This is a genomic window from Streptomyces sp. Ru71 (genome assembly GCF_002920535.1).
Lineage (GTDB): Bacteria > Actinomycetota > Actinomycetes > Streptomycetales > Streptomycetaceae > Streptomyces.
The window spans coordinates 48,979-74,249 of record NZ_PQSS01000016.1 but is presented as its reverse complement, the minus strand read 5'-3'; the positions used below and the strand labels follow the sequence as shown (position 1 = coordinate 74,249).

Genomic DNA, 25,271 nt, shown 5'->3' with positions numbered 1-25,271 from the left:
ATAATCCATCAGGGAGTCAGGGAGGCACGCAGGTCACACCCCCGAAAACCCCCTCCGCACGCCACTGCGGCAGGGGGTGCCTCCGCCTCCCTGCCGCATCCTTCGAAGGGATTCCGCATGCACCCGGAACACCCCGGCCACGCGCCCGCCGAACGGGCGCTGAACGTCCACCACCCCACCCCCCTCACCCCTCCAGCCGTGCCCAACGTGGCGCCGCTCGTGCCGGTCCAGGCGGACAGCCTGCCGACCGTGGCCAGCGTCGTCCTGCCGGACGGGCGGGTCGTCACCGGCACGCCATCACCCCGGCCAAGCCCGAGCCGGTGACCGCCAAGCCGGCCGTCTCCCGCACGGCGGTGAACGTCGCCCTCGGGGGCGTCGGGTTCCTCGCCGTGTGCGGCGGGCTGCTGCTGCTCACCACGTTCATCGCCGCGCTCACCGCGTTCATCCAGCAGCTCATCATCCTCGCCGCCCTCATCTTCGGCGGATGGATCGCCGTGCAGGTCTTCGGCCACCGCCCCGGGGCCGGGACCACGGTCAACATCCGCAAGGCCGTCTTCAAGCGCAACCACTTCCATGGTTAGCATGCCGCATGGCATGAACTTTCTCGCCGGTTACCGCCGCAGCCTGCGCCTCTGGAGAAGGTAAGCAAGCCACTGCGTCCAGAAATGCGGTCGCAGCAACAGACGAACATTCGGGTCTCCACGCCTCAGCCTCTTGCGTCGGAAGACATCACCGGAACGTAGATCGCGAACCCACTGATAGCCATCAGCGTCGAAAAAGCGCACCGCAATAGGACGGTTTCGGACGCCACCTGCGTATCGAGGCACAAGGACGTCCACTTCCTCACCGGCATCAACCCTGACTGATTCGAACAGTTGCTCCTCCGGACCAGTGGTCACTACCTCCGGATACAAGACTGGACGATCCGCCGTGTTCAGGAGATGGACTCTAATAGCGTTCTCTTCCGCGTCCCCGTGAAAGTGCGTCACTACTTTCTGAGCCTCTTGCCGCTCCTCCTTCCTGCGATCTCGAAGCAGGATGAAAAAGCCAAGAAGAAGCGATCCGCTCGTGCCAATCGCACTGAACCAGGCGGGGACAGTTCCCCAATCAAGTCCGCTCACGCTCCACTTATACGACCTCTCCCGGCCTTCGAAACGGAACTTGAGCGCCTTCTGAGGCAGCACATGAGCAGGACGCACGAACCTCAAAGACACACGAGGCGACCCCCCTCACGGCAATGACGTGGGGTCGCCTCGGTCACCCAGCCCATCTCAGGATCTGGAGACACCAGGATGACTCATCCGACTGACGTCCGGCGAGACGTCATCCGACCGTTACTGCTGGACCTGTTCTCCTGCGCCGGCGGCGCCGCCATGGGATACGCCCGTGCCGGATTCGCCGTGCACGGCTGCGACATCGCCGACCGGCCCAACTACCCCTTCCTGTACCACCGGGGCGACGCGCTCGCCTACCTCGCCCGCCTGATCACCACCGGGGAGATCCGCCGGTACGCGTTCGTCCACGCCTCCCCGCCGTGCCAGGACCAGTGCTCCCTGACGGTGGGCACGAACCGGTCGCAGGGTTGGGGCGGCACGCACGTCGATCTCGTGGCGCCCACTCGTGAGCTGCTGGACGCCACCGGCCTCCCGTACGTGATCGAGCAGCCGAACGGCCGGGCGGAGATCCGTAAGGACCTGACCCTGTGTGGGGAGATGTTCGGGCTGGGGGTGATCCGGCACCGCAACTTCGAGTTGGGCGGCTGGAGCATCGACCGGCCCCCGCACGTGCCGCACCGGGGCCGCGTGCGTGGCTGGCGGCATGGCCGCTTCTACGACAGGCCCTACGTCGCCGCCTACGGCAACGGCGGCGGCAAGCCCACCGTCCCGGAGCTGCAAGCGGCCATGGACGTCGACTGGACCGACGTGCGCGAGGAACTGACGGAGGCCATCCCGCCCGCCTACAGCGAGCACATCGGCCGCGCCGCAATCGCAGCTCTCGCGCCCGCGTGGGAGGTGGCGGCATGACCACAGCCCCAGACCTTATGCAGACCGCGCTGAGCCTGGCGGCGTCCGGGGTGCCGGTGCTGCCCCTGCGCCGGGGCAAGGTGCCGTTCGGTAACTGCCCCTCGTGCGCGGACAACGCGTGCGGCGGCCGGCCGAACATGAAGATCCCCGGCCCCTGCCGGTGCCCCGGCGTCTGCCACGCCTGGGCCGCCGCCACCACCGACCCGGCCGTCATCGCCTCGCCCCCGTGGCTGGCGGCGTGGCGGCAGGCGGTGTGCGTCGGCTACCACCCGGGCGGCGCCGGGCTGACCGTCGTGGACCTGGACGACGCGGACGCCCTCGCCTGGGCCCGCACCGCCCTGGTCGCCACCCGGACGGTGGCGACGACGCGCGGTGAGCACTGGATCTACCGGGGCACCATGACCTCCCACAACGGGGCCCGGCCCGGCGTCGACATCAAGTCCACCATGGCCTACGCCCGCTACCTCGGCCCCGGCACCGGCGCCATGGCCGAGTTGCCGGACGCGGTCCGCGCTCTGGCCGTCAAGGCGCCCTCCCCGGCCCGGCCGGCACCGCCATCCGTCACCGTGCCCGCGCCGGCGGGGGGGCGGGGGGCGGGGCGTGCCCGCACCGGGCCCCCGCCTACCTGGAGCGGGGTATCGCCATGGCACAGCAGCGCATCACAGAGGCGCGCAGCGGAGTACACGCCACGGTGTACCGGACGTTCCTGGCTGTGTTGTCCAGGCACGGGCGGTGTGGCTGCCTCACCGACGCTCACATCGGGCGGCTGTTCACCGCCGCGCAGACCAAGGGCGAGACCCTGCGGCACTGCACCGAGGCGTGGGCAAACGCCCGTACGACGTTGGGACTGTGAGCATGACGGACGACGACAAGAACCCCGCCCGCCAGATCATCACCGACTACGCCCAATCCCACTTCCGGTACTTCCGGACCGCCGACGGCACCGTGTACGCGCAGAAGAACGGACACCCCGTGGCCCGCCCGATCCGCTCCCAGGGCACCACGGGAAGTCACCGCCAGGAACTCATGGTCGGCCTCTTCCGCGACGGAGTCGGCGTCTTCAACGGCACCGCCCTCAAAGAGGCATTGGACTTGATCGAAGCACTCGCGCTGACCGAGGACGTGCAGCCCGTGCACATCCGCGTCGCCCCCGGATTCGACGGGGGGACCTGGCTGGATCTGGGCCGAGACGACGGGCAGTCCGTCCGCATCCACCCCAGCGGCTGGGACATCGCCGTCCCCGACCCGCGTGAGGTGTGCTGGCGGCGTACCCAGCTCACCGGGGAGTTGCCGCTGCCGGCCAAGGACACCAACGGCAAGGGCATCGACCTCCTGCTCAGGCTGTGCAACTTCGCCACGGCGGAAACCGAGTGCCTGGCCATCGCCTGGCGCATCGGCTGCCTGGAGCCGTCCGTGCCCGTCCCCGCGCCGTTCCTCACCGGGCCGCAGGGCGCGGGAAAGTCCACCGGCGGCCGGATGCTCGTGCGCGTCGTCGAGGGCATGAGCGGGGACCTGCGCCGCGCTCCGAAGGATGAGGAGAACCTGATCGCGGCCGTTGCCGCCGGATGGGTCACCGCCCTGGACAACCTCTCCCACATGACCCCCGACCTGTCCGACGCCATGTGCTGCATCGTCACCGGCGCCGAGAACGTCAAGCGCGCCCTTTTCACCGACGGCGACGTCTTCCGCGCCCGCTACCGCCGCCCCCTGCTCCTCACGGGCATCGACGTGGGCGTGATCCGACCGGACCTGGCCGAACGGCTCCTGCCCCTGCGGCTGGAGCGGCCCAAGGTCCGGCGCACGGAGGCGGAACTGTGGGCCGAGTACGCCGAGGCGTTGCCGGTCATCCTCGGCTCCCTGCTCGACCTCACGGTCAAGGTCCGCGCAGCACAGGCGGACATCCCGACCGACCTGCGCATGGCCGACTTCGCCCACCTGTGCGCGCAACTCGACGCGGCCACCGGGTTCGGGTCGCTCGCCGCCTACCGGGCCAGCCTCGACGACCTCAACGACGACGTCATCGAAGGCGACCTGCTCGCACAGACCGTGCTGAAGCACGCCGCCGGCATCGATCCGGGCGCCGAGCAGCGGATGACCTCCGCCGAATGGCTGCACTGCCTCAGTAGCCTCTACAGCGGCGAGGAGTGCCGTCCCCTGCCCAAGGGCTGGCCGACCACCGGCAAGGTGCTCTCGGACCGCCTCAAGCGCCTTCAGCCCACCCTCGCCGCCCGGGGCGTCCTCATCGAGTGGGGGCGCACCAAGACGTCCCGCTTCATCGAGATCGCGCGATCGGCCGACGGGCCGCCCCCACCCGAGCAGGAAGCGGCTTTCTGACCGCGCGGCACTACGACCACCACACAAGCAAGAGGAGCACCCCGCCCCCGCGTGCTCCTCTTGCTGTTCGGCGGCGGAGCCGCCCAGCGATGGTCGCGCCGCGAAGCGGCCCGTTCTTCATTCTCTGAGCCGCGCAATACAACAGGCACCAGCCCCTTCTTGTCCGAAGTAGAGAGACGGTGCGTCACCTGCGTCACCCACACCCCGAAAACGGCTTGTGACCTGCTGAAAAGGTGGTGACGCAGACGGCTCATATCTGCGTCACCCCGCGTCACCTGCGTCACCCCGATGACGAAGGTCTGCGTCACTGATGACGCACCCTCCAGACTCTGCGTCACCTCCAAACCGCAGGTCAGGAGCGTGAATGACGCAGATGACGCGGGTGACGCAGTAATCCCCACCTCGGACAGACGCGGCCATGCCCTCCCCACTTGGAGTCCCTATGGCAACGCCGACAGATCCCGACCCCCGCGCCACCCTCCGAAACGGCCTCCCGGACCCGTATCTCACCCCCGACGACATTGCCTGAGATGTTCGAGGTACCCACTGGAGACCGTCTACCAGTGGCGCAAGAAGCGCACCGGCCCGCGCGGCTTCCGGATCGGCAGGCACCTGCGCTACGACCCCGCCGACGTGCGGGCCTACGTCGACCAGCGCAAGCAGGCCGAGATCGCCGCCTAAACGAACACCCACCACACGGCAGGGAGAGCCGCCCATGCGGCTCTCCCTGCCGCATGTCGAGAGGACTACTGCCTGATGGCAGGACACATCCAAGACCGGTGGTCCAAGACCGAACCCGACGCCGCCGGCAAGCCCCGCCGCGTCCGCACGGACCGATACGGCACCGGAATGCGCTACCGGGCCCGCTACATCGGCCCGGACGGAACCGAGAAGAGCAAGTCATTCCCCGACGGACAGAAGCGACTGGCCGATCAATGGCTCGCGCACATCGAGGCGGATATGTCTCGGGGGCAGTACGTAGACCCGGCCGCGAGCCGAGTGACCTTCCGGCAGTACGCCGAGAAGTGGCTGAACACACAGACCACCGATGTGACGACGCGCGAGTCTGTGGAGTCCGCAATTCGCGGCCACGCCATCCCCTACCTGGGACCGCGACCGCTCGGCTCGTTCAAGCCGGAACACATCCGTGATTGGCTCAGCGATCTGGAACGGGCCCTCCCCGCGTGTCGTACCGGCGCGTGATCTCCAACAACGTGTCGACGGTTCTCAACGCGGCAGTGGACGACGGGCACCTGTCGAAGAACCCGTGCCACGCACCATGGGTGCGTCCGCCTGCTGCGGGGAGTGGACGCGTTGTGCCGTGGACCGCGGAACGTGTCTTCGCCGTACGAGCGGCGCTACCGGAGCGCTACCGAGCCACGGTCGACCTCGGAGGCGGATGCGGACTCCGACAAGGGGAGATCTTCGGGTTGGCGGCCGATGAAATCGGCTTCGACTGCGGATGGCTGCACATCGCGAACCAGGTGAAGGTGACGAAGCAGGGTCTCGTCTTCGCCCTACCAAAGCGGAACAAGATCCGCGACGTACCCTTGCCGGACCGCGTGGCACATGTCCTCAAGCAGCACATGGAGGCATTCCCGCCCGTAGAGATCACCCTGCCCTGGCTTCGAGTGGACGGACCGCCTGTCACGAAACGGCTGCTGTTCACCCGCCTCGACGGCGCGGGCGCGGTTCGGCGTACCGACTTCAACGACCGCGCATGGAAGCCGGCACTCGTGGCCGCTAGGGTGATCCCAGCACCGATGCCGGGAGAGCGGCACCAGGCTGCCCGCGAACACGGCATGCATGCCCTCAGGCACTTTTACGCCTCGGTCCTCCTGGACGCCGGCGAGAACGTCAAGGCGCTGAGCACCTACCTCGGACACAGTGATCCGGGGTTCACGCTCCGGGTCTACACGCACCTCATGCCGAGCAGCGACGAACGAGCACGGAAGGCCGTGGACGGCCTGTATCAGGCGGCTGCCCCTTCTCTGACGGCGTAGAGACGGGAGGCGGAAAGCCCGGCTTCCGGGATAGCTAACACTATGGTGCAAGCTATCCCTGAGCTGGCACATTGAGCACGACTACCGCGAGCACGACTAGCAGATCGCTTTCGATGACTCAAATATATCCACGTCGAGAGTACCGTGATCTTCGAGGTGAGAATAGTCGGGTGGCCGAGTTTGTGTCAGGTTCTGCTGAAAGGAGCGCCAGTACTTCCCGGTGGAATCTTGGAAAGTCAGTGAAAGAACTCTACCTTTCAGCTTCCCCTGAGGGATCGTGGCCCAAGCGCGTTGACATGCCGCAATGATAGGCATTTCAATTCTCTGAATTATGGGGGAGTCTGGATCATTGCGACTGTATACATTGAAGGTGACGGACGTGATCGTTAGTGCCTCACGATTTTCGACGACCAGCTCGTCAGCACGCTTATCAGAATAAATCCTATGAAACCATGACACTCTGGGCAGCCCCAATCGCTGTTCCAATTGCTGCTGCTGCTCAGCAATTCTCACTTGACGCTCACCAATGTCATCTTGGGAGATATAAGAGCCTACGGATACACCGAGAGCTGCGAGAGAGACGAGGACAGAGGCGATCGCGACGCCTCTGCCCTGCCGCTTGCTGTTGCTCTCTTCGTCTGGGTCTCCCATGCCAGATCCAACCCGCAGAAATCCTTAAAAAACCGCACATTCGGACTGGTCGCCGCATACAGGTGACCGCGCGGCCCTATAAAAGGATCTCATTCGAAATGCATGTGCGCATCTTGTGGGCCAGCGGACGAGTGGCGACACAGTACGACTCGCTTAATCCGGCAGTACCGGTAGTTCGCTGATCGCGCGGAGCGGCGTACGGCCACGCGACCCTCGGCAGCTCGCGCCCGCGAGCGACGGCCTCCGGAAGGGGACACGCCACCGACGGAGGAACCTGACCAAGCATTACTAGCCAGGGTTGCCTCCCTGCAAAGGCAGGGACACCTTGAGGATTGAGGTCTCGGCGCTGCGACGGCCCAGAGACGGCCCAGAGACCCAGTGAGACACCATGGGGCCGACGGTTTGCAGCCGTCAGCCCCATGCACCGCATCAGCGGAGAACCCGCTCTGACCTGCCCCTACAGCACCGGCAGGTTCTTCCGCAGCTCGAACGCGGTGACCTCGGAGCGGTACTCCTCCCACTCCGAGCGCTTGTTGCGCAGGAAGAAGTCGAAGACGTGCTCGCCCAGGGTCTCGGCGACCAGGTCGCTGCTCTCCATGAGGGTCAGGGCCTCGCCGAGGTTCTGCGGGAGGGGTTCGATGCCCATCGCGCGGCGTTCGGCGTTGGACAGGGCCCAGACGTCGTCCTCGGCGCCCGGCGGGAGTTCGTAGCCCTCCTCGATGCCCTTGAGGCCGGCCGCCAGCAGGACGGCGTAGGCCAGGTAGGGGTTGGCGCCGGAGTCCAGGGAGCGGACCTCCACGCGCGCGGAGCCGGTCTTGCCGGGCTTGTACATCGGGACGCGGACCAGGGCCGAGCGGTTGTTGTGGCCCCAGCAGATGTAGGACGGGGCCTCGCCGCCGGCGCCGGCGGTGCGCTCGGAGCCGCCCCAGATGCGCTTGTAGGAGTTGACCCACTGGTTGGTGACGGCCGAGATCTCCGCCGCGTGCCGCAGCAGGCCCGCGATGAAGGAGCGGCCGACCTTGGAGAGCTGGAACTCGGCGCCCGACTCGTAGAACGCGTTGCGGTCGCCCTCGAAGAGGGACAGGTGGGTGTGCATGCCGCTGCCCGGGTGCTCGGAGAACGGCTTCGGCATGAACGTGGCCTGCACGCCCTGCTCCAGCGCCACCTGCTTCATCACCAGGCGGAACGTCATGACGTTGTCGGCGGTGGACAGCGCGTCGGCGTAGCGCAGGTCGATCTCCTGCTGGCCCGGGGCACCCTCGTGGTGGGAGAACTCCACCGAGATGCCCATCGACTCCAGCATGGTGATCGCCTGGCGGCGGAAGTCCATGCCGACGTTGGTCGGGGTGTGGTCGAAGTAGCCGGAGTTGTCGGCCGGGGTGGGGCGGCTGCCGTCGAGCGGCTTCTCCTTCAGCAGGAAGAACTCGATCTCGGGGTGCGTGTAGAAGGTGAAGCCGAGGTCGGAGGCGCGGGCCAGGGCGCGCTTGAGCACGTACCGGGGGTCGGCGAAGGAGGGGGAGCCGTCCGGCATGAGGATGTCGCAGAACATGCGCGCGGTGCCGGGGGCCTCGGCCCGCCAGGGCAGCACCTGGAAGGTGGACGGGTCCGGCTTGGCGATCATGTCGGACTCGTAGACGCGGGCGAAGCCCTCGATGGCGGAGCCGTCGAAGCCGATGCCCTCGTCGAAGGCCTGCTCCAGTTCGGCCGGGGCCACGGCAACGGACTTCAGGAAGCCCAGCACGTCCGTGAACCACAGGCGTACGAACCGGATGTCGCGCTCCTCCAACGTCCGGAGCACGAACTCCTGCTGCTTGTCCATCTTCCGCTTCCCCATCCTTGCTGGTCAGGCCGCCTGTCCCCGGCGAGGCGGGAGGCGGTCGGGCACCTGAGCAGCATCCCATCACACGACCGTTTCACGCGCGTTGCGGACCATGATCGGCCGGGCGGCCGCAGGCCGAACGGCCCGTGTCCCTGGGGTGTACTGCTCTGCCGCCCATCTTGCCTGTTCGGACCGGCATCCGTAATGGCCGGTTCGGTTCGGACGTGAGCGATCCCACGCCCCTTTAATTTGCATCTCAGATGCAACTTTTCATACCGTCCGATCAGTCGAGCCAGGAGGAGTCCTGATGCTGTCCGAGCAGTCCGCGGCAACCGTCCGCGCCACCCTGCCCGCCGTCGGCGGTGCCATCGGCGAGATCACCGAGCGCTTCTACGCCCGGCTCTTCGACGCCCACCCCGAGCTGCTGCGGGACCTGTTCAACCGCGGCAACCAGGCCTCCGGCGCCCAGAAGCAGGCCCTCGCGGGCTCCATCGCGGCCTTCGCCACGCATCTGCTGGACCACCCCGACCAGCGGCCCGACGCCATGCTCGGCCGGATCGCGCACAAGCACGCCTCCCTCGGCGTGACGCCCGAGCAGTACAAGGTCGTCCACGAGCACCTCTTCGCCGCCATCGTCGAGGTCCTCGGCGAGGCCGTCACCCCCGAGGTGGCCGCCGCCTGGGACGAGGTCTACTGGCTGATGGCCAACGCGCTCATCGCGATCGAGAAGCGGCTGTACGAGGAGAGCGCCGGGACAGGCCGGCGGACCTGGGAGGTCGTCGAGCGCATCGAGGAGACGGCGGACGTCGTCACCTTCCGGCTGCGCCCGGCCGACGGCGGCCCGGTGCGCGACTTCCGCGCCGGCCAGTACGTCTCCGTCCAGGTCGAGCTGGACGACGGCGCCCGGCAGATCCGGCAGTACAGCCTGTCCGGCGCCCCGGGCGAGAGCGTGCGCCAGTTCAGCGTCAAGCGCGTGAGCGGCGCCGACGCCACCCCGGACGGTGAGGTCTCGAACCACCTCCACGCGCGCGTGCACGTCGGCGACACCCTGCTGCTGTCCGAGCCGTACGGCGACCTGGTCCTGGACGACGCCCCCGAGGCGCCCGTGCTGCTGGCCTCCGCCGGCATCGGCGTCACCCCGATCATCGCGATGCTGGCCCAGCTCGCCGAGCAGGCGCACGCCGCCCCGGTCACCGTCGTGCACGGCGACCGCTCCCCCGCCGCCCACGCCCTGCGCGCCGAGCACGAGGCCTACGCCGGCAAGCTCGCCGACGCGTCCGTGCACTTCTTCTACGAGCAGGACGCGCCCGCCGGTGCCCGCACCGGCCTGGTCGACCTCGCCGACGTCACGGTGCCGGCCGGTACGCGCGCCTACCTGTGCGGTCCGCTGCCGTTCATGCGCGCCGTGCGTGAGCAGCTGCTGGCCAAGGGTGTCGCCGCCGCCGACATCCACTACGAGGTGTTCGGCCCCGACCTGTGGCTGGCCCAGGGCTGAGCCGGAGCCAGGGCCCCTTCGGCTTTCGACCGCGGGGGGCCCGCCCGGGCGCGCGGGTGCGGCGCCGCTCAGGGCGCCCTGGTGATTCCCAGCAGCAGCGGTCCCGTCGGATCGCCGACGATGTCCGCCACCGTGACCGGGTCCAGCGCGGCGTAGAACGCCTCCTGAGCCCGGCGCAGGGCGCCGCGCAGACGGCAGCCGGAGTTCAGGGGGCACGGCGTGGCGCCCTCGCAGTCGACGACGTCGCCGTCGCCCTCGAAGCTGCGCACCACCGCGCCGACGGAGGCGGTACGGCCCTTGCCGGTGAGCGCGAGTCCCCCGCCCCGGCCGCGGCGGGCGTCCACCAGGCCCAGGTGCTGCAGCTCGGCGACGACCTTGGCGGTGTGCGTGTACGGGACGTCCATGTCGGCGGCGACCTGCCGGGTCGTCGGCGTGGAGGCACCGGCGACCGCGAGCCGCATCAGGACGCGCAGCGCGAGGTCGGTGGAGCGCAGGAGCCGCATGCCGCCAGCGTAGTAATACGCATCTGGTATTCCAAATATCGTGCGCGCATCCACAACGTGCCGTGCGCGGACGGCGCACACGGCCGGTGTCTCCCTACACCGCACCCCGTCTCCCCCACTACGATCAGCGGGCCCCACCGTCCCCGTCCCTTTCGCCGAAGGACACATCCCATGGGATCCGCCCACACCGAGCAGCCCGACACCAGCGCCGCCCGCAAGGCCCACGTCGCCGAACTGCGCCGCGCCGAGCAGGCACGGCGGCGGCGCATGCGCGGCCTCACCGTCGCCGCGAGCGTGGCCGTGGCGGCCGGGCTCGTCGTCGGCGGCGCGTTCGTGGTGAAGGCGCGGTCCGGCGACGACGGCGGCAAGGCCGACACGGCCGCCGGCGCCAGTGCCGACGCCAAGAACGGTGACGTCGGCGCCAAGAGCGCGGCGGGCGGGCGGTTCGTCACTGGTGCGGACGGTGTGCGCACCTGGCAGGGCACCCTCAGCCGCAACCACGTCACCACGCCGGTCACGTACCCGATGCACCCGCCGGTCGGCGGTGACCACAACCCGGTGTGGGCGGACTGCAACGGCACCGTCTACACCGATCCGGTCAAGGACGAGATGGCCGTGCACTCCCTCGAACACGGTGCCGTCTGGGTGACGTACACCGACAAGGCGGCGAAGTCGGACGTGGCCGCGCTCGCCGAGCGCGTGAAGTCCACGCCGTACACGCTGATGAGCCCCTACGCGAACCAGTCCGCTCCCATCGTGCTGTCGGCCTGGGGCCACCAGCTGGGCGTGCGCAGCGCCGCCGATCCCGCCGTCGCCAAGTTCCTCTCCGCCTATGTGCAGGGCCCGCAGACGCCCGAGCCGGGCGCCTCCTGCTCCAGCGGGATGATGAAGTGAGGCACATCGGGCTGATCGCCGGCGCCGCCGCGGCCGCGCTCGTCGCGGCCGGTGCGATCACCTATGCCGTCGCCGAGGAGGAGGGGGCGGCGGCCCCGCGCACGCCGGGCACCGAGTCGGCCGACGCCGGGTTCGCCCGGGACATGGCCGTGCACCACCAGCAGGCCGTGGAGATGTCGTACATCGTGCGCGACCGCACCAAGGACGCCGAAGTGCGCGGGCTCGCCTACGACATCGCGCAGACGCAGGCCAACCAGCGCGGCATGCTGCTCGGCTGGCTCGACCTGTGGGAGCTGCCGAAAGTGTCGTCCGAGCCGCCGATGACCTGGATGGGCATGGGCGGTTCGGCCGCCGGCAAGGACGGGGCCCTGATGCCAGGGATGGCGACCAACACGGAGCTGAGGCGGCTTCAGGGGCTCAGCGGGCGGGAGGCCGAGGTCTTCTGGCTCCAGCTGATGACGGACCATCACAAGGGCGGCGTCCACATGGCGAAGGGATGCGTCCAGCGGTGCACGGTGGGGGCCGAGAAGCGGCTCGCCCGGGGCATGGTGGAGAGCCAGGAGTCCGAACTGCGGCTGATGGGCGAGATGTTGAAGGAGCGTGGGGCCGCACCGCGTTGAAACGCGTCGCGTGGAGCCGCGTCGCGTGGGGCGGCCGGCGCCGGCTGACGCCGGTCGCGGCCAAACTTTATTGGGCTCCTTTTGGCCTTCTTATTCCCCTGACATGAACGGTTCATCGAAAGAGTGTGCTCCGTCGAGTGATCCACTCGCCGAACCGCACAGGGGGTTCCATGAGATCCAACCGCGCCGTGCTGCGCGCCTCCGTGAGCCTGGCAGCCACCCTGCCCATGCTCGCGGGCGCGCTGGCGCTCGGTATACCCGCGGCCAGCGCCGCGGACAACCCGCACCGTGACACGCTGGCCGGGACCAAGCCGGCGTGGGCCACGGCCAAGGCGGACAAGGGCGCGACGGCGGACAGCGCCCAGGTGAGCGCGCGCGTCTACCTCGCCGGACGGGACGCGGCGGGGCTCGCCGCCTACGCCCGTGCCGTCTCCGACCCGTCCTCCCCGAGTTACGGCAAGTACCTGAACGGGCGGCAGGTCCAGGCCCGCTTCGGCGCGACGGCGGCTCAGGTGGCCGCGGTCAAGTCGTGGCTGACGTCGGCCGGTCTGAAGGTCACGTCCGTCACCGCGCACTACGTCGCCGTCAGCGGCGATGTGGCCGCCGCGGAGAAGGCGTTCGGGACGCAGCTGCACAACTACGCCAAGGGCTCCGCCACTTACCGCGCGCCCGCGTCGGCGGCGTCCGTGCCGGCCGGCGTGCGCGATGCCGTGCTGACCGTCACCGGTCTGGACAACGCGCCGCACAAGGCAAGCCACAAGGACCAGCTGCCGCCGCCGGACGCCGTGTTCCGCAACTCCGGGCCGTTCTCGTCGTACTACGGCTCCAACGTCGCCTCGACCCTGCCGGACGCGTACGGGCAGAAGATCCCGTACGCGGTGCGCGGGTACACCGGCAAGCAGCTGCGCTCCGCGTACGGCGCGGGCGGCTACACCGGCAAGGGCGTGCGGGTCGCCATCACCGACGCCTACGCCTCGCCGACGCTCGCGTACGACATCGCCACGTACGCGGGCAAGCACGGGGACGCGGCCTGGACCACCGGGCAGCTGCGGCAGGTGCTGCCCGGCAAGTACACCAAGACCAAGGAGTGCGGGGCCGCCGGCTGGTACGGCGAGGAGACCCTCGACGTCGAGGCCGTGCACGCGGTCGCGCCCGCGGCCCAGGTGACGTACGTCGGTGCGGCCTCCTGCTACGACGACGATCTGCTGGACTCGCTCAGCAAGATCGTGGACGGGCATCTGGCCGACATCGTCTCCAACTCCTGGGGCGACATCGAGGCCAACCAGACGCCGGACCTCGCCGCCGCGTACGACCAGGTCTTCCAGTTCGGTGCGGTGCAGGGCATCGGGTTCTACTTCTCCTCCGGTGACAACGGGGACGAGGTCGACAACACCGGCACCAAGCAGGTCGACACCCCGGCGAACTCGGCGTGGGTGACCGCGGTGGGCGGTACCTCGCTGGCCGTCGGCAAGGGCGACTCGTACCTGTGGGAGACCGGCTGGGGCACGCGGAAGGCCGTGCTGGCGGCTGACGGCAAGAGCTGGACGGACTTCCCCGGGGCGTTCACCTCCGGTGCGGGTGGCGGTACGAGCCGGACCGTGGCTCAGCCGTACTACCAGAAGGGGGTCGTGCCGGACGCGCTCGCCAAGGCCAACAGTGCCGACGGCAACCGGGTCGTGCCGGACATCGCGGCGATCGCGGACCCGAACACCGGGTTCCTGGTCGGGCAGACGCAGACCTTCCCTGACGGTTCGCAGCGCTACGCCGAGTACCGGATCGGCGGTACGTCGCTGGCGGCGCCGGTGATCGCCGGTGTGCAGGCGCTGGCGCAGGAGGCTCGGGGCGGGAAGGCGCTCGGGTTCGCCAACCCGGCGATCTATGCCCGGTACGGGTCGAAGGTGTACCACGACGTGACGGACAACCCGACGGGGTCGGAGCTGGCCGTGGCGCGGGTCGACTTCGTCAACGGGTACGACGCGAGTGGTGGACTGAGCACGTCGGTGCGGAGTCTGGGCAAGGACAGCTCGCTGAAGGCCGTGAAGGGGTACGACGATGTCACCGGCGTGGGGTCGCCGGGGGCGGGGTATGTGGCGTCGTATCGGCGCCGCTGAGGTTGTTCGGGCGGCGTCCGGTCCCTGCGGGGGGCGGGCGCCGCTCTTTTGTGCGGGTGTCGTCGCGGGTGCCTGCGGCGGCCCGTTGCGGTTGCGTCGTGGCTGGTCGCGCAGTTCCCCGCGCCCCTGAAATGCCTGCGGCGGCCCGTTGCCGTCCGGTGGTCGGCTGATGTAGCGCCTACGGCCGGTTCGTGAGTCGGGGCCGGGGTGGGGGGTATCCGTCCTCGGTCCGGCCCACTGTCCCCGACGCGGTGAGGGTCGGCGGTGCCGGCCGCTGCGGGCGGACACCCCCCACCCCGTCCCCTCCCCGCCGTGGGCGACTGCCGCGCCGTCATGGCGTGCGTCCGCCATCCCCACGAAGCTGCGGGCAGTCGTGCCTCCCCCAGTGCCTTAAGGGCCTGGGAGGTGCCCCCAGGGCGGCACGGGTGGGCGCTGGGGGTCCCCCCTGCTCGAAGAGCTTGGGGGAGGCACCCCGCCAGCGCCGGTGAGCGCACCCACCCCCGGCCAGCAACAACGCCGGGTGCGCTATCCAACCCCGGCCAGCCACAGCACCGGGGACCCCGTTTGGGGGGACATTGTGTCGGGGTGACGATTACACTGGGCGCGTGCCTCTACTTCGTCTCGCTCTGAATCAGATCGACTCTCGCGTCGGCGACCTCGCCGGAAACACCGAGACGATCGTCCGCTGGAGTCGGCACTCCGCCGAGCAGGGGGCGCATCTCGCTGTCTTCCCCGAGATGGCGCTGACCGGCTACCCCGTCGAGGACCTCGCCCTGCGCGCCTCCTTCGTCGAGGCCTCCCGCGCGGCCCTGCGCACGCTCGCGGCGCGGCTCGTCGAGGAGGGGCTCGGGGAGCTCCCCGTGCTCGTCGGGTACCTCGACCGCTGTGAGACCGCCCAGCCCAAGTACGGCCAGCCCGCCGGCGCCCCGCAGAACGCCGCCGCCGTACTGCACCGGGGTGAGGTGGTGCTGAACTTCGCCAAGCACCACCTGCCGAACTACGGCGTCTTCGACGAGTTCCGCTACTTCGTGCCCGGCGACTCCATGCCTGTCCTGCGGCTGCACGGCGTCGACGTGGCGCTGGCGATCTGTGAGGACCTCTGGCAGGACGGCGGGCGGGTGCCCGCGGCCCGTTCCGCGCGGGCGGGGCTGCTGGTCTCCGTCAACGCCTCGCCGTACGAGCGCAACAAGGACGACACCCGGCTGGAGCTGGTCCGCAAGCGGGCCCAGGAGGCCGGCTGCACCACCGCCTACCTGGCGATGATCGGCGGACAGGACGAGCTGGTGTTCGACGGCGACTCGATCGTCGTCGACCGCGACGGCGAGGTCGTCGCCCGGGCGCCGCAGTTCTCCGAGGGGTGCGTGGTGCTCGATCTGGAGCTGCCCGCCGCCGATCCCGAGGCTCCCGTGGGCGTCGTCGACGACGGGCTGCGGATCGATCGGGTCGTGCTGTCCGAGGAGCCGCTGCCCGCGTACGAGCCGGTGCACACCGGTGCCTACGCCGAGCGGCTCGACGACGAGGAGGAGGTCTACTCCGCCCTGGTCGTGGGCCTGCGCGCGTATGTGCGCAAGAACGGGTTCCGGTCCGTGCTCATCGGGCTGTCCGGCGGCATCGACTCGGCGCTGGTCGCGGCCATCGCCTGTGACGCCGTGGGCGCCGAGAACGTGTACGGCGTCTCCATGCCGTCGAAGTACTCCTCGGAGCACTCCCGCGACGACGCCGCCGAGCTGGCGCGGCGCACGGGGCTGAACTTCCGTACCGTGTCGATCGCCCCGATGTTCGACGCGTATATGGCTGCCGCCGAACTGACCGGGCTCGCGGAGGAGAACCTGCAGTCCCGGCTGCGCGGCACGCTGTTGATGGCCCTGTCCAACCAGGAGGGGCACATCGTCCTCGCCCCGGGGAACAAGTCCGAGCTGGCGGTCGGGTATTCGACGCTGTACGGCGACTCGGTGGGGGCCTACGGGCCCATCAAGGACGTCTACAAGACGTGGATCTGGCGGCTCGCCGAGTGGCGCAACCGGGCGGCGGTGGAGCGGGGGCAGACTCCGCCCATTCCGGAGAACTCCATCAGCAAGCCGCCGAGCGCCGAGCTGAGGCCGGGGCAGGTCGACACCGACTCGCTGCCCGACTATCCGGTGCTCGACGCGATCCTGGAGCTGTACGTCGACCGGGACCAGGGCGCCGACGCGATCGTGGCGGCCGGGTTCGACCACGAGCTGGTGACCCGGACCCTGCGGATGGTCGACACCGCCGAGTACAAGCGGCGGCAGTATCCGCCGGGGACGAAGATCTCGCCCAAGGGGTTCGGTAAGGACCGGCGGCTGCCCATCACCAATGGGTGGCGGGAGTCCGTCTGAGAGAAGGCGGGGGCGCCCTGTCTTCGGGCGCCCCCCTTTCGCGTCGTCAGTGGTGGAGCGTCGGCGTCTCGTGCGGGACGTGCGTGGCCACCACCCTGCCGGTGTGCGGGGCCCTGCGGTCCACCGCGTAGGCGACTCCCGCCACGGCCAGGCCGAGGACGGCCAGCAGGGCGCCGGCCAGGGCCGGGGAGGTCGTGCCGAAGCCCGCGGCCAGGGCCAGGCCGCCGATCCAGGCGCCGCCCGCGTTGGCGAGGTTGAAGGCCGCCTGGTTGGCGGAGGAGGCCAGCGAGGGGGCCGCCGCCGCCTTCTCCATCACCATCAGCTGCAGCGGGGAGCCCGTGACGAACGCCGCCGTGCCGAGGAGGGTGACGGCCAGGGCCGCGGAGGTCTGCGTGTGCATCAGGAGCGGGAACAGCAGCAGCACCGCCGCCAGGGACGCCAGGCCGCCGAAGAGGGTGCCGCGCATCGAGTGGTCCGCCAGGCGGCCGCCGAGCAGGTTGCCGATCGTCGCTCCCACGCCGAACAGGGCGAGCAGGAGGGTGACGCTCGCGTCGGCGTAGCCGGCCGCGTCGGTGAGCATCGGCGTGATGTAGCTGTAGGCCGCGAACAGGGCGCCGAAGCCGGCCACCGTGGTGCCGAGCGCCAGCCAGACCGGGACGGAGCGCAGGGCGGCCAGTTCGCCGCGCAGGCCGGTCGCGGTGGCGTGGGTGTGGTCGTGCGGGATCAGGGCGGCCAGGGACGCGATCGCCGCGAGGCCGATCACGCTGACGCCGAGGAAGGTGGCCCGCCAGCCGAGGTGCTGGCCGACGAGGGTGGCCACGGGGACGCCCGCGATGTTGGCGACGGTCAGGCCCAGGAACATCAGGGAGACGGAGCGGGCCTTGCGTTCCGGGGCGACCATGGTGGTGGCGACGACCGCGCCGACGCCGAAGAAGGCTCCGTGCGGCAGGCCGCTGAGGAAGCGGGCCGCCAGCAGGGTGGCGTCGGTGGGGGCGAACGCGGACAGGGCGTTGCCCACCACGAACAGGGCCATCAGGGCGATCAGGACCGTACGGCGGGACATGCGCGCGGTGAGCGCCGCGAGCAGCGGGGCGCCGATGACCACGCCCAGCGCGTACGCCGAGACCAGGTGGCCGGCGGCGGGGATCGAGATGTGCAGGTCGTCCGCGACGTCGGGCAGGAGCCCCATCATCACGAACTCGGTCGTACCGATGCCGAAGGCGCCCACGGCGAGGGCGAGCAGGGCCAGGGGCATGAAGTACCTTTCGAGACTTTGGGGACGGTCGGAAACTCTCTATGTTTCCGCTCGGAACAAAGTCTCTCAGGCGCAGTATTCCGCCAGGTGGCGCCCGGGTTACGGCTCTGCTGCGACCTGCGGTTTTACGACTGGGGTGTGGTCACCTTCACACGGGCCGCGACCGGCAGGTGATCGCTGGAGGTGGCCGGCAGCGTCCAGGAGCTCTCCGGCTCGACGCCCTTGACCATGATCTGGTCGATCCGGGCCATCGGGAACGACGCCGGCCAGCTGAAGCCGAAGCCGTTGCCGGCCGCACCCTGGGTGGAGCGCATCTGGGAGGTCACCGCGTTCAGGGCGCGGTCGTTCATGGTGCCGTTGAGGTCGCCGAGCAGGATCACCCGGGGCACTCGCTCGTCGGCGATGGCCTCGCCGAGGGCGTCGGCGCTCTTGTCGCGCTGCCGGGCGGTGAAGCCCGCCGCCGCCTTGACGCGGACCGACGGCAGGTGGGCGACGTAGACCGCCAGCGGGCCCTGCGGAGTGGCCACCGTGGCCCGCATCGCGCGCTTCCAGCCCAGCCGGATGTCCACCGCCGCCACGTCGGAGAGCGGGTACTTGCTCCACAGGCCCACCGTGCCGACCACGGCGTGGTGCTTGTACGTGGCCGACAGCGCCTGCTCGTAGGTGGGGACCGCGGAGGCCTTGATCTCCTCCAGGGCGAGGATGTCCGCGCCCGACGCGGCGACCTCGCGGGCGGTGCCCGAGGGGTCGGGGTTGTCGGCGTTGACGTTGTGGGTGGCCACCATCAGGTCGCCGCCGGTGCCCGACTTGTCGGTGAGCAGCCCGCCGAAGAGGTTCAGCCAGACGACCGACGGCAGGACCACCGCGATCAGGGCCGTGGCCGAACGGCGCAGCAGCGCTCCCACGAGGAGCAGGGGGATCAGCACGCCCAGCCACGGCAGAAACGTCTCGGTGAGGCTGCCCAGATTGCCGAACGTGTTCGGGATGCGCGAGTGCACCAGCATCACCAGGGCGAGGGCCACCGCGACGGCGGCCAGCAGGATGCCGCGCCGCCAGATCCGCGCGTCCCCGCGCCAGGGCTGCAGCAGGCGGCCCGCCACGCGCCGGAGCCGGAATCCCTGCCGCTCGTCCGCCGAGCCGCCGTTCGCCGTCTCCGTCACGTATGCCTGCTGCGCCATACCGTCGCCTCACTACCTGCCGTGCACACCGTCGTCCCCCGCGCCTGTTACGACCCTAGGGGATGATCGGCTCCGTCCCTGCCGTCTTGCGACGGCCGTACGGGCAGTGGGACGAGTGGGGCGGCGTGCGGAGTTCCGGTTCGCGCCCCGGGCGCGGTGGTTGTGACGAAACCTGCACATTACGGCTGGGAACTGACGGGGCGTAGTCCTTCCATGACCGTGTCGACGATGCGTTCCGCCAGGCCCTCGGGCAGATCCGCCTCGGGACGCAGCAGGGTGCGCATCAGGACGGGGCCGACGAACATGTCGTTGGCGAGTTCGAGGTCCACGTCGGCGCGGATCTCGCCGCCCTGCCGGCCGCGGCGCAGCACCTCAAGGCCCATGTTGCGGCGGGGCACGATGACGTTCGCGTGGTAGGCCGCCCAGATCCTCGGGCTGGACTTCATCTGGACATGCGCGTTGTGCAGCAGAGCGGAGGAACGGCTGGCCAGGGCGCGCTGCCTGAGCGACTCCAGCAGGGCGATCAGGTCGTCGCGCATCGACGTGCCGGGCAGTTCCGGGTCCGGCGGCTCGGCGGCCCGGATGACGTCGACGAACAGCTCCTCCTTGCCGCTCCAGCGGCGGTAGATGGTGGCCTTGCCGACGCCCGCCGTGCGCGCGATGCGCTCGATGGACAGCTCGGCCAGCGGCACGCCCTCCTCCAGGAGCTTCATGGCCCCTTCGAGAATGGCGCGCTCCACGGCCTCGCTGCGGGGCCGGCCCCGGACCGGGGCCGCGCTCGGGCTGTCGGCAAGGCTCACTTCGTGTCGTCCCTTCGTCCGTGGTGGCCTGCGGGGATTCTCCCCCGGCCACAGCGGTCGCCGCCCGCTACTCCCCGGCCGTGACCAAATGCGGCTCCTTCTCGCCCTGCTGACCCTGCGTCGGGCGGCCGGGCAGGAACAGCGCCACCACCAGCGCGCCGAGGACCGCGACGGCCGCGCCGCACAGGGCGGTGACGTGCATCGCGTGCAGGAACGCGTCGTTGGCCGGGCCGACCAGCCCCTCGCCGCGCGGACCGAGCCGGGCGGCGACACCCAGGGTGGCCTCGATGGACTCGCCCGCGGTCTCGCGCAGCCCGGCGGGCAGCGCGCCGAGCTTGTCCTCGATGCCGGTGCGGTAGGCGGTGGAGAGCACCGAGCCGAGCACGGCGATGCCGAGGGCGCCGCCGACCTGGCGGAAGGTGTTGCTGAGGGCGGACGCCGAGCCGGCCTTCTCGCGCGGCAGGGCCTGCATGATGACGACGCTGACCGGGGTCATGATGTGCGCCATGCCGGTGCCCATCAGGAAGAAGATCACTTCCAGCAGCCAGATGGGCGTGTCGGCGTCCAGCGCGGCGAACGCCGCCAGCATCGCGGCGATCACCAGCATGCCGGCCGTGGTGGTGGCCCGGTTGCCGAAGCGGTCGACGAGCAGCCGGGCGCGCGGCGCGAAGATCATCTGGGCGGCGGCCAGCGGCAGCATCAGCAGACCGGTCTGCAGCGGGGTGTAGCCGCGCACGCTCTGCGTGTAGAAGACGGAGAAGAAGGTCACACCCATCAGCGCGAAGAACACCAGCGCGATGGCTCCGATGGCGGCCGAGAAGACCTTGTTGCGGAAGTAGGTGACGTCGATGGACGGGTGGTCGCTGCGCTTCTCGAACACCACGAAGGCGGCGAGGACCAGCAGACCGGCCGCGATGGTCGCCAGCACCTTGGGGTCGGTGAAGTCGGCGAGCTGGCCGCCCTTGATGATGCCGTAGACCAGCAGGACGAGGCCGATCACGGAGAGCACCACGCCGACGGGGTCGACGCGGCCCGGGTTCGGGTCGCGGGAGTCGGGCACCAGCCACAGCATCAGGGCCAGGGCGAGCAGCACGATCGGCACGTTGATCAGGAAGACCGAGCCCCACCAGAAGTGGTCCAGCAGGACACCGCCGGTGATCGGGCCGATGGCGATGGCGAGGCCGACGCCGCCCGCCCAGATGCCGATGGCCTTGGGCTGCTCCTCACGTTCGAAGACGTTCATCAGGACGGCGAGGGTGGCGGGCATCACGAAGGCGGCGCCCAGGCCCATCAGCGCGCGGAACGCGATCAGCTGGGTCGGCGAGCCGGACTCGGCGGCCAGCGCCGAGCCGATGCCGAACACGGCGAGGCCGCCGAGCAGGACCTTCTTGCGGCCGAGGCGGTCGCCCAGCAGGCCGGCGGTGAACAGCAGGCCGGCGAAGACCAGGGTGTAGGCGTTGATCGCCCACTCCAGCTCGCTCTGGGTGGCGCCGAGGCCGGTCGGGGCGGGGGTGGAGATGGTCTTGATCGCGACGTTCAGGATCGAGTTGTCGAGGACGACGATCAGCAGGCTGAGCATCAGGACCCCGAGGATCGCCCAGCGGCGCCGGTGCACGGCTTCCGGTATCCGGTCGGTGGATGCGGCGGGAGTGGTCATGCGGCGAGCGTACTCACTTACGATACGAGACCGTACCGTATCGTAAATCTTTTTACCCGGTTCTTACGTCGGCGGTGACCGCCGGCCGGGGTGACACGCCCCATCCGGGGGCCCTCTAGCCGTGCCGGAGCGCGAGGTGCCACCATGGAGGCGGTCCGGGGACGCCGTCAGGGCGCTTCGAGATGACGTAAGGAGCCGTTGCCATGACGCAGCTTTCGGCTGCCCAGAACAAGCCGTCCGACGGCAGCAAGGCGCTGTACGGAGGCAAGATCAACCGCCGCATCACCGTCCGCGACATCGCTCTGGCCAAGGAGCGCGGCGAGAAGTGGCCCATGCTGACCGCCTACGACGCGATGACCGCGTCCGTCTTCGACGAGGCCGGCATCCCGGTCCTGCTGGTCGGGGACTCGGCGGGCAACTGTCACCTCGGCTACGACACGACGGTGCCCGTCACGCTCGACCAGATGACCATGCTGTCCGCGGCCGTCGTCCGCGGCACCCGGCGGGCGCTGATCGTCGGCGACCTGCCCTTCGGCTCCTACCAGGAGGGGCCGGTGCAGGCGCTGCGCTCGGCGACCCGGCTGGTGAAGGAGGCCGGGGTCGGCGCGGTGAAGCTGGAGGGCGGTGAGCGCTCCCACGAGCAGATCCGGCTGCTGGTCGAGGCCGGCATCCCGGTGATGGCGCACATCGGGCTGACCCCTCAGTCCGTCAACGCGATGGGCTACCGGGTGCAGGGCCGCGGCGAGGAGGCCGCGCAGCAGCTGCTGCGGGACGCCAAGGCCGTACAGGACGCCGGCGCGTTCGCGGTGGTGCTGGAGCTGGTCCCGGCGGAGCTGGCCGCCGAGGTGACGCGGGTGCTGCACATCCCGACCGTCGGCATCGGGGCGGGCCCGGAGACGGACGCGCAGGTGCTGGTGTGGACCGACATGCTCGGGCTGACCGGCGGGCGGGTGCCGAAGTTCGTCAAGCAGTACGCCGACCTGCGGTCCGTGATGGGTGACGCGGCGAAGGCGTTCGCCGACGACGTCATCGGCGGAACGTTCCCGCTGGAGGAGCACTCGGTCCACTGACCGCCTCCGTTCATCGAAGCCACAGCGGTACCAGGCAGCCCCGTCGACGTCCCCCGGTCGGCGGGGCTGCCCCCTGCCCGTCACACGTCGACGGCGCCGAGCTGCCGCAGCTGCGCCAGGACGTCGACGACACCCCAGATCTCGGCGATACGCCCCCCGGCCAGGCGCACGATGAACATCTCGGCGTACCGCACGGACCTGCCGGTCGGCGCCAGGCCCCGGTACTCGCCCAGGTGCGTGCCCGTCACGGTGTTGCGGTAGACGGCCTTGTCCCCTTGCGTGACCACGTCCTCGATCTCCACGCGCAGGTCGGGGAACGCGGTCAGCAGCACCCGCCACACCTGCTTCAGTGCCTGCACCCCGCTCACCCCCGTCGGCACGGGCGCGTGGAAGACCAGGCCGGGGTCGACGACCTCGTCGATGGTCTTCTCGACCAGCTCCAGGTCGCCGCTGTTCACGGCCTCGTGCATGCGGCTGAAGGCGGAGGTGTCGCTCATGTCCCGGTGTCCTTCCGGTTCGGACGGCTGTACCCCTGTGACGTTCCGGAGCGCCGGTCTGTGACATGTCGGCGGGATGTCGGCGCCGTCGGCGGGCTGTCGGAGCTCTGTCGGTGGTTTGTCGGTGGGGCCTGACACCGTCGAGGGCATGACGCGAATCGACAACAACCCCGGCGGCGCGGGCAGCGCCGTCACCGTGCGGGGACTGGTCAAGCACTACGGCGAGACCAAGGCGCTGGACGGCGTCGACCTGGACGTGCGCGAGGGCACCGTGATGGGCGTCCTCGGGCCGAACGGCGCCGGCAAGACCACCCTCGTGCGCATCCTGTCCACCCTGCTCGCCCCGGACGCCGGACAGGCGTGCGTGGCCGGCTACGACGTCGTACGGCAGCCCCGGCAGCTGCGGCGGGTGATCGGGCTCACCGGGCAGTACGCCTCGGTGGACGAGAAGCTCCCCGGCTGGGAGAACCTGTACATGATCGGGCGGCTGCTCGACCTGTCCCGCAAGGACGCCCGGGCCCGGGCCGACGAGCTGCTGGAGCGGTTCTCGCTCACCGAGGCCGCCAAGCGGCCCGCGGGGACGTACTCCGGTGGCATGCGGCGGCGGCTCGACCTCGCCGCGTCCATGATCGGGCACCCGGCGGTGCTGTACCTGGACGAGCCGACCACCGGTCTCGACCCGCGCACCCGCAACGAGGTGTGGGACGAGGTCAAGCGCATGGTCGGCGACGGCGTCACCGTGCTGCTGACCACGCAGTACATGGAGGAGGCCGAGCAGCTCGCCTCCGAGCTGACCGTCGTCGACCGCGGCAAGGTCATCGCCGGCGGCGGCATCGAGGAACTGAAGGCGAAGGTCGGCGGGCGCACGCTGCGGGTCCGGCCGCTGGACCCGCGGGAGCTGGAACCGCTCGCGGCGATGCTCGACGAGTTCGGCATCACCGGGCTCGCCACCACCACCGTGGACCGCGAGAGCGGCGCCCTGCTGGTGCCGATCCTGAGCGACGAGCAACTGACCGCCGTGGTCGGCGCGGTCACCGCGCGCGGCATCACCCTGTCCTCCATCACCACCGAACTCCCCAGCCTGGACGAGGTGTTCCTGTCCCTCACCGGACACCGCGCCGGTGCCCCGCAGGACGCCACGCCCGCCGACGCACGCCAGGAGGTCGCCGTATGAGCGCCGCCACCGCCACCCCGACCGCGGCCCCGACCGCGACCGACGTCCGTATTCCGCTGCGCGGGCATCTGCGCCACACCGGCGCCCTCATCCGCCGCAACCTGCTGTGGATCCGGCAGGACCCCGAGTCGATGTTCGACGCGCTGCTGATGCCCGTCGTCTTCACCCTGCTGTTCGTGTACGTCTTCGGCGGCTCGATCGGGCAGGCGCTGGGCGGCGGCCAGGACCGGTACGTGCAGTACGTCATCCCGGGCATGATCGCGATGATGAGCATGACCCTGTCCCAGGGCGTCGGAACCGGCTTCAGCCAGGACTTCAACAGCGGTGTCATGGACCGGTTCCGCACGCTGCCCATCGGGCGCGGGTCCGTGCTCTTCGCGAAGATCACCGTGGAGCTGGGGCGGATGCTGTTCGCCACGGCCGTGCTGATGATCGTCGCCGTGCTCGTCGGGTTCGACATCACCAACTGGCCCGGGCTGTTCGCGACCGTCGGACTGTCCGCGCTGTTCGCCTCCTCCATCATGTGGGTGTTCCTCACCCTCGGCGTGATGCTGAAGAACGCGCAGTCCGTGCAGGCGATGGGCTTCCTGGTGCTGTTCCCGCTGCAGTTCGGCTCGTCGATCTTCGCGCCGACGAAGTCGATGCCGGGCTGGCTGCAGGCCTTCACCGACTACAACCCGCTGTCCACGCTCGCCGACTCCGCGCGCGGCCTGATGATCGGCGGCCCGGTCGCCCACGACCTGTGGGTGACGGTGGCCTGGTCGGTCGCGATCACCGCGGTGATGGCCCCGGTCGCCATCCACAAGTTCCGCACCAAGAACTGACG

At 69.9% G+C, this 25,271-nt stretch carries 17 protein-coding genes and 4 pseudogenes; 14 read left to right on the top strand and 7 right to left on the bottom strand.

The window, feature by feature from the left end:
• Positions 1–117: 117 nt before the first annotated feature.
• The 6 genes and pseudogenes from C3489_RS12975 to C3489_RS12950 all read left to right on the top strand — a co-directional run bounded on the left by C3489_RS12975 (position 118) and on the right by C3489_RS12950 (position 6,361).
• Positions 118–581: pseudogene (locus C3489_RS12975) on the top strand (hypothetical protein).
• Between the two features lie 711 nt (positions 582–1,292).
• On the top strand, positions 1,293–2,024 hold the full coding sequence (locus C3489_RS12970; protein ID WP_103781925.1) for a DNA cytosine methyltransferase: 732 nt from the start codon (positions 1,293–1,295) through the stop codon (positions 2,022–2,024).
• Positions 2,021–2,877 (top strand): annotated as a pseudogene (locus C3489_RS12965) (bifunctional DNA primase/polymerase). Before C3489_RS12970 ends, C3489_RS12965 begins: the two are co-directional and overlap by 4 nt.
• A 2-nt stretch (positions 2,878–2,879) precedes the next feature.
• Positions 2,880–4,358, top strand: coding sequence for an ATP-binding protein (locus C3489_RS12960; protein ID WP_103781924.1), 1,479 nt, complete (start codon positions 2,880–2,882; stop codon positions 4,356–4,358).
• Between the two features lie 442 nt (positions 4,359–4,800).
• Positions 4,801–5,039, top strand: a pseudogene (locus C3489_RS39345) (helix-turn-helix transcriptional regulator).
• A 75-nt stretch (positions 5,040–5,114) separates the two neighbouring features.
• Positions 5,115–6,361 (top strand): annotated as a pseudogene (locus tag C3489_RS12950) (tyrosine-type recombinase/integrase).
• A gap of 1,108 nt (positions 6,362–7,469) precedes the next feature.
• On the opposite strand, the gene glnA reads toward C3489_RS12950, so the two are convergent.
• Complete coding sequence (glnA, locus tag C3489_RS12945) at positions 7,470–8,831, bottom strand: type I glutamate--ammonia ligase (protein WP_103781923.1); 1,362 nt, start codon at positions 8,829–8,831, stop codon at positions 7,470–7,472.
• A 307-nt stretch (positions 8,832–9,138) separates the two neighbouring features.
• Between glnA and C3489_RS12940 the strand changes: the two genes are divergently transcribed.
• On the top strand, positions 9,139–10,326 hold the full coding sequence (locus C3489_RS12940; RefSeq protein WP_103781922.1) for a globin domain-containing protein: 1,188 nt from the start codon (positions 9,139–9,141) through the stop codon (positions 10,324–10,326).
• A 68-nt stretch (positions 10,327–10,394) separates the two neighbouring features.
• On the opposite strand, the gene C3489_RS12935 is transcribed toward C3489_RS12940, so the two are convergent.
• Entirely contained in the window at positions 10,395–10,829 is a 435-nt protein-coding gene (locus C3489_RS12935; RefSeq protein ID WP_103781921.1) for an Rrf2 family transcriptional regulator, read from the bottom strand.
• A 171-nt stretch (positions 10,830–11,000) separates the two neighbouring features.
• Between C3489_RS12935 and C3489_RS12930 the strand changes: the two genes are divergently transcribed.
• The 4 genes from C3489_RS12930 (at position 11,001) to C3489_RS12915 (ending at position 16,814) form a co-directional block, all read left to right on the top strand.
• Positions 11,001–11,723 (top strand): DUF3105 domain-containing protein, encoded by a 723-nt coding sequence (locus tag C3489_RS12930; protein ID WP_103781920.1) that lies wholly within the window; start codon positions 11,001–11,003, stop codon positions 11,721–11,723.
• Complete coding sequence (locus C3489_RS12925; RefSeq protein WP_103781919.1) at positions 11,720–12,343, top strand: DUF305 domain-containing protein; 624 nt, start codon at positions 11,720–11,722, stop codon at positions 12,341–12,343. The genes C3489_RS12930 and C3489_RS12925 overlap by 4 nt, the downstream gene beginning before the upstream one ends.
• Before the next feature lie 170 nt (positions 12,344–12,513).
• Entirely contained in the window at positions 12,514–14,454 is a 1,941-nt protein-coding gene (locus C3489_RS12920) for a protease pro-enzyme activation domain-containing protein (protein ID WP_103781918.1), read from the top strand.
• Positions 14,455–15,059: 605 nt separating this feature from the next.
• Entirely contained in the window at positions 15,060–16,814 is a 1,755-nt protein-coding gene (locus C3489_RS12915) for an NAD+ synthase (protein WP_103781917.1), read from the top strand.
• A 46-nt stretch (positions 16,815–16,860) separates the two neighbouring features.
• Here the strand turns inward: C3489_RS12915 and C3489_RS12910 are convergent, their stop codons facing one another.
• From C3489_RS12910 to C3489_RS12895, 4 genes are all read right to left on the bottom strand, one after another.
• Complete coding sequence (locus C3489_RS12910) at positions 16,861–18,069, bottom strand: MFS transporter (protein WP_103781916.1); 1,209 nt, start codon at positions 18,067–18,069, stop codon at positions 16,861–16,863.
• 125 nt (positions 18,070–18,194) lie between these two features.
• Positions 18,195–19,247 (bottom strand): endonuclease/exonuclease/phosphatase family protein, encoded by a 1,053-nt coding sequence (locus C3489_RS12905; protein ID WP_103781915.1) that lies wholly within the window; start codon positions 19,245–19,247, stop codon positions 18,195–18,197.
• A 179-nt stretch (positions 19,248–19,426) separates the two neighbouring features.
• Positions 19,427–20,047, bottom strand: a complete 621-nt coding sequence (locus tag C3489_RS12900; RefSeq protein WP_258054676.1) for a TetR/AcrR family transcriptional regulator — start codon at positions 20,045–20,047, stop codon at positions 19,427–19,429.
• Positions 20,048–20,114: 67 nt separating this feature from the next.
• Positions 20,115–21,704, bottom strand: coding sequence for an MFS transporter (locus C3489_RS12895; protein WP_103781913.1), 1,590 nt, complete (start codon positions 21,702–21,704; stop codon positions 20,115–20,117).
• Between the two features lie 203 nt (positions 21,705–21,907).
• Between C3489_RS12895 and panB the strand changes: the two genes are divergently transcribed.
• Positions 21,908–22,774, top strand: coding sequence for a 3-methyl-2-oxobutanoate hydroxymethyltransferase (gene panB / locus C3489_RS12890; RefSeq protein ID WP_103781912.1), 867 nt, complete (start codon positions 21,908–21,910; stop codon positions 22,772–22,774).
• Between the two features lie 80 nt (positions 22,775–22,854).
• On the opposite strand, the gene C3489_RS12885 is transcribed toward panB, so the two are convergent.
• On the bottom strand, positions 22,855–23,271 hold the full coding sequence (locus tag C3489_RS12885; protein WP_103781911.1) for an ester cyclase: 417 nt from the start codon (positions 23,269–23,271) through the stop codon (positions 22,855–22,857).
• A 148-nt stretch (positions 23,272–23,419) separates the two neighbouring features.
• On the opposite strand from C3489_RS12885, the gene C3489_RS12880 reads away from it, so the two are divergent.
• Together C3489_RS12880 and C3489_RS12875 are read left to right on the top strand one after the other, a co-directional pair.
• Positions 23,420–24,445: an ATP-binding cassette domain-containing protein gene (locus C3489_RS12880; RefSeq protein WP_103781910.1), complete on the top strand. Its 1,026-nt coding sequence runs from the start codon at positions 23,420–23,422 to the stop codon at positions 24,443–24,445.
• Positions 24,442–25,269, top strand: coding sequence for an ABC transporter permease (locus C3489_RS12875; RefSeq protein ID WP_103781909.1), 828 nt, complete (start codon positions 24,442–24,444; stop codon positions 25,267–25,269). The genes C3489_RS12880 and C3489_RS12875 overlap by 4 nt, the downstream gene beginning before the upstream one ends.
• Positions 25,270–25,271 lie beyond the last annotated feature (2 nt).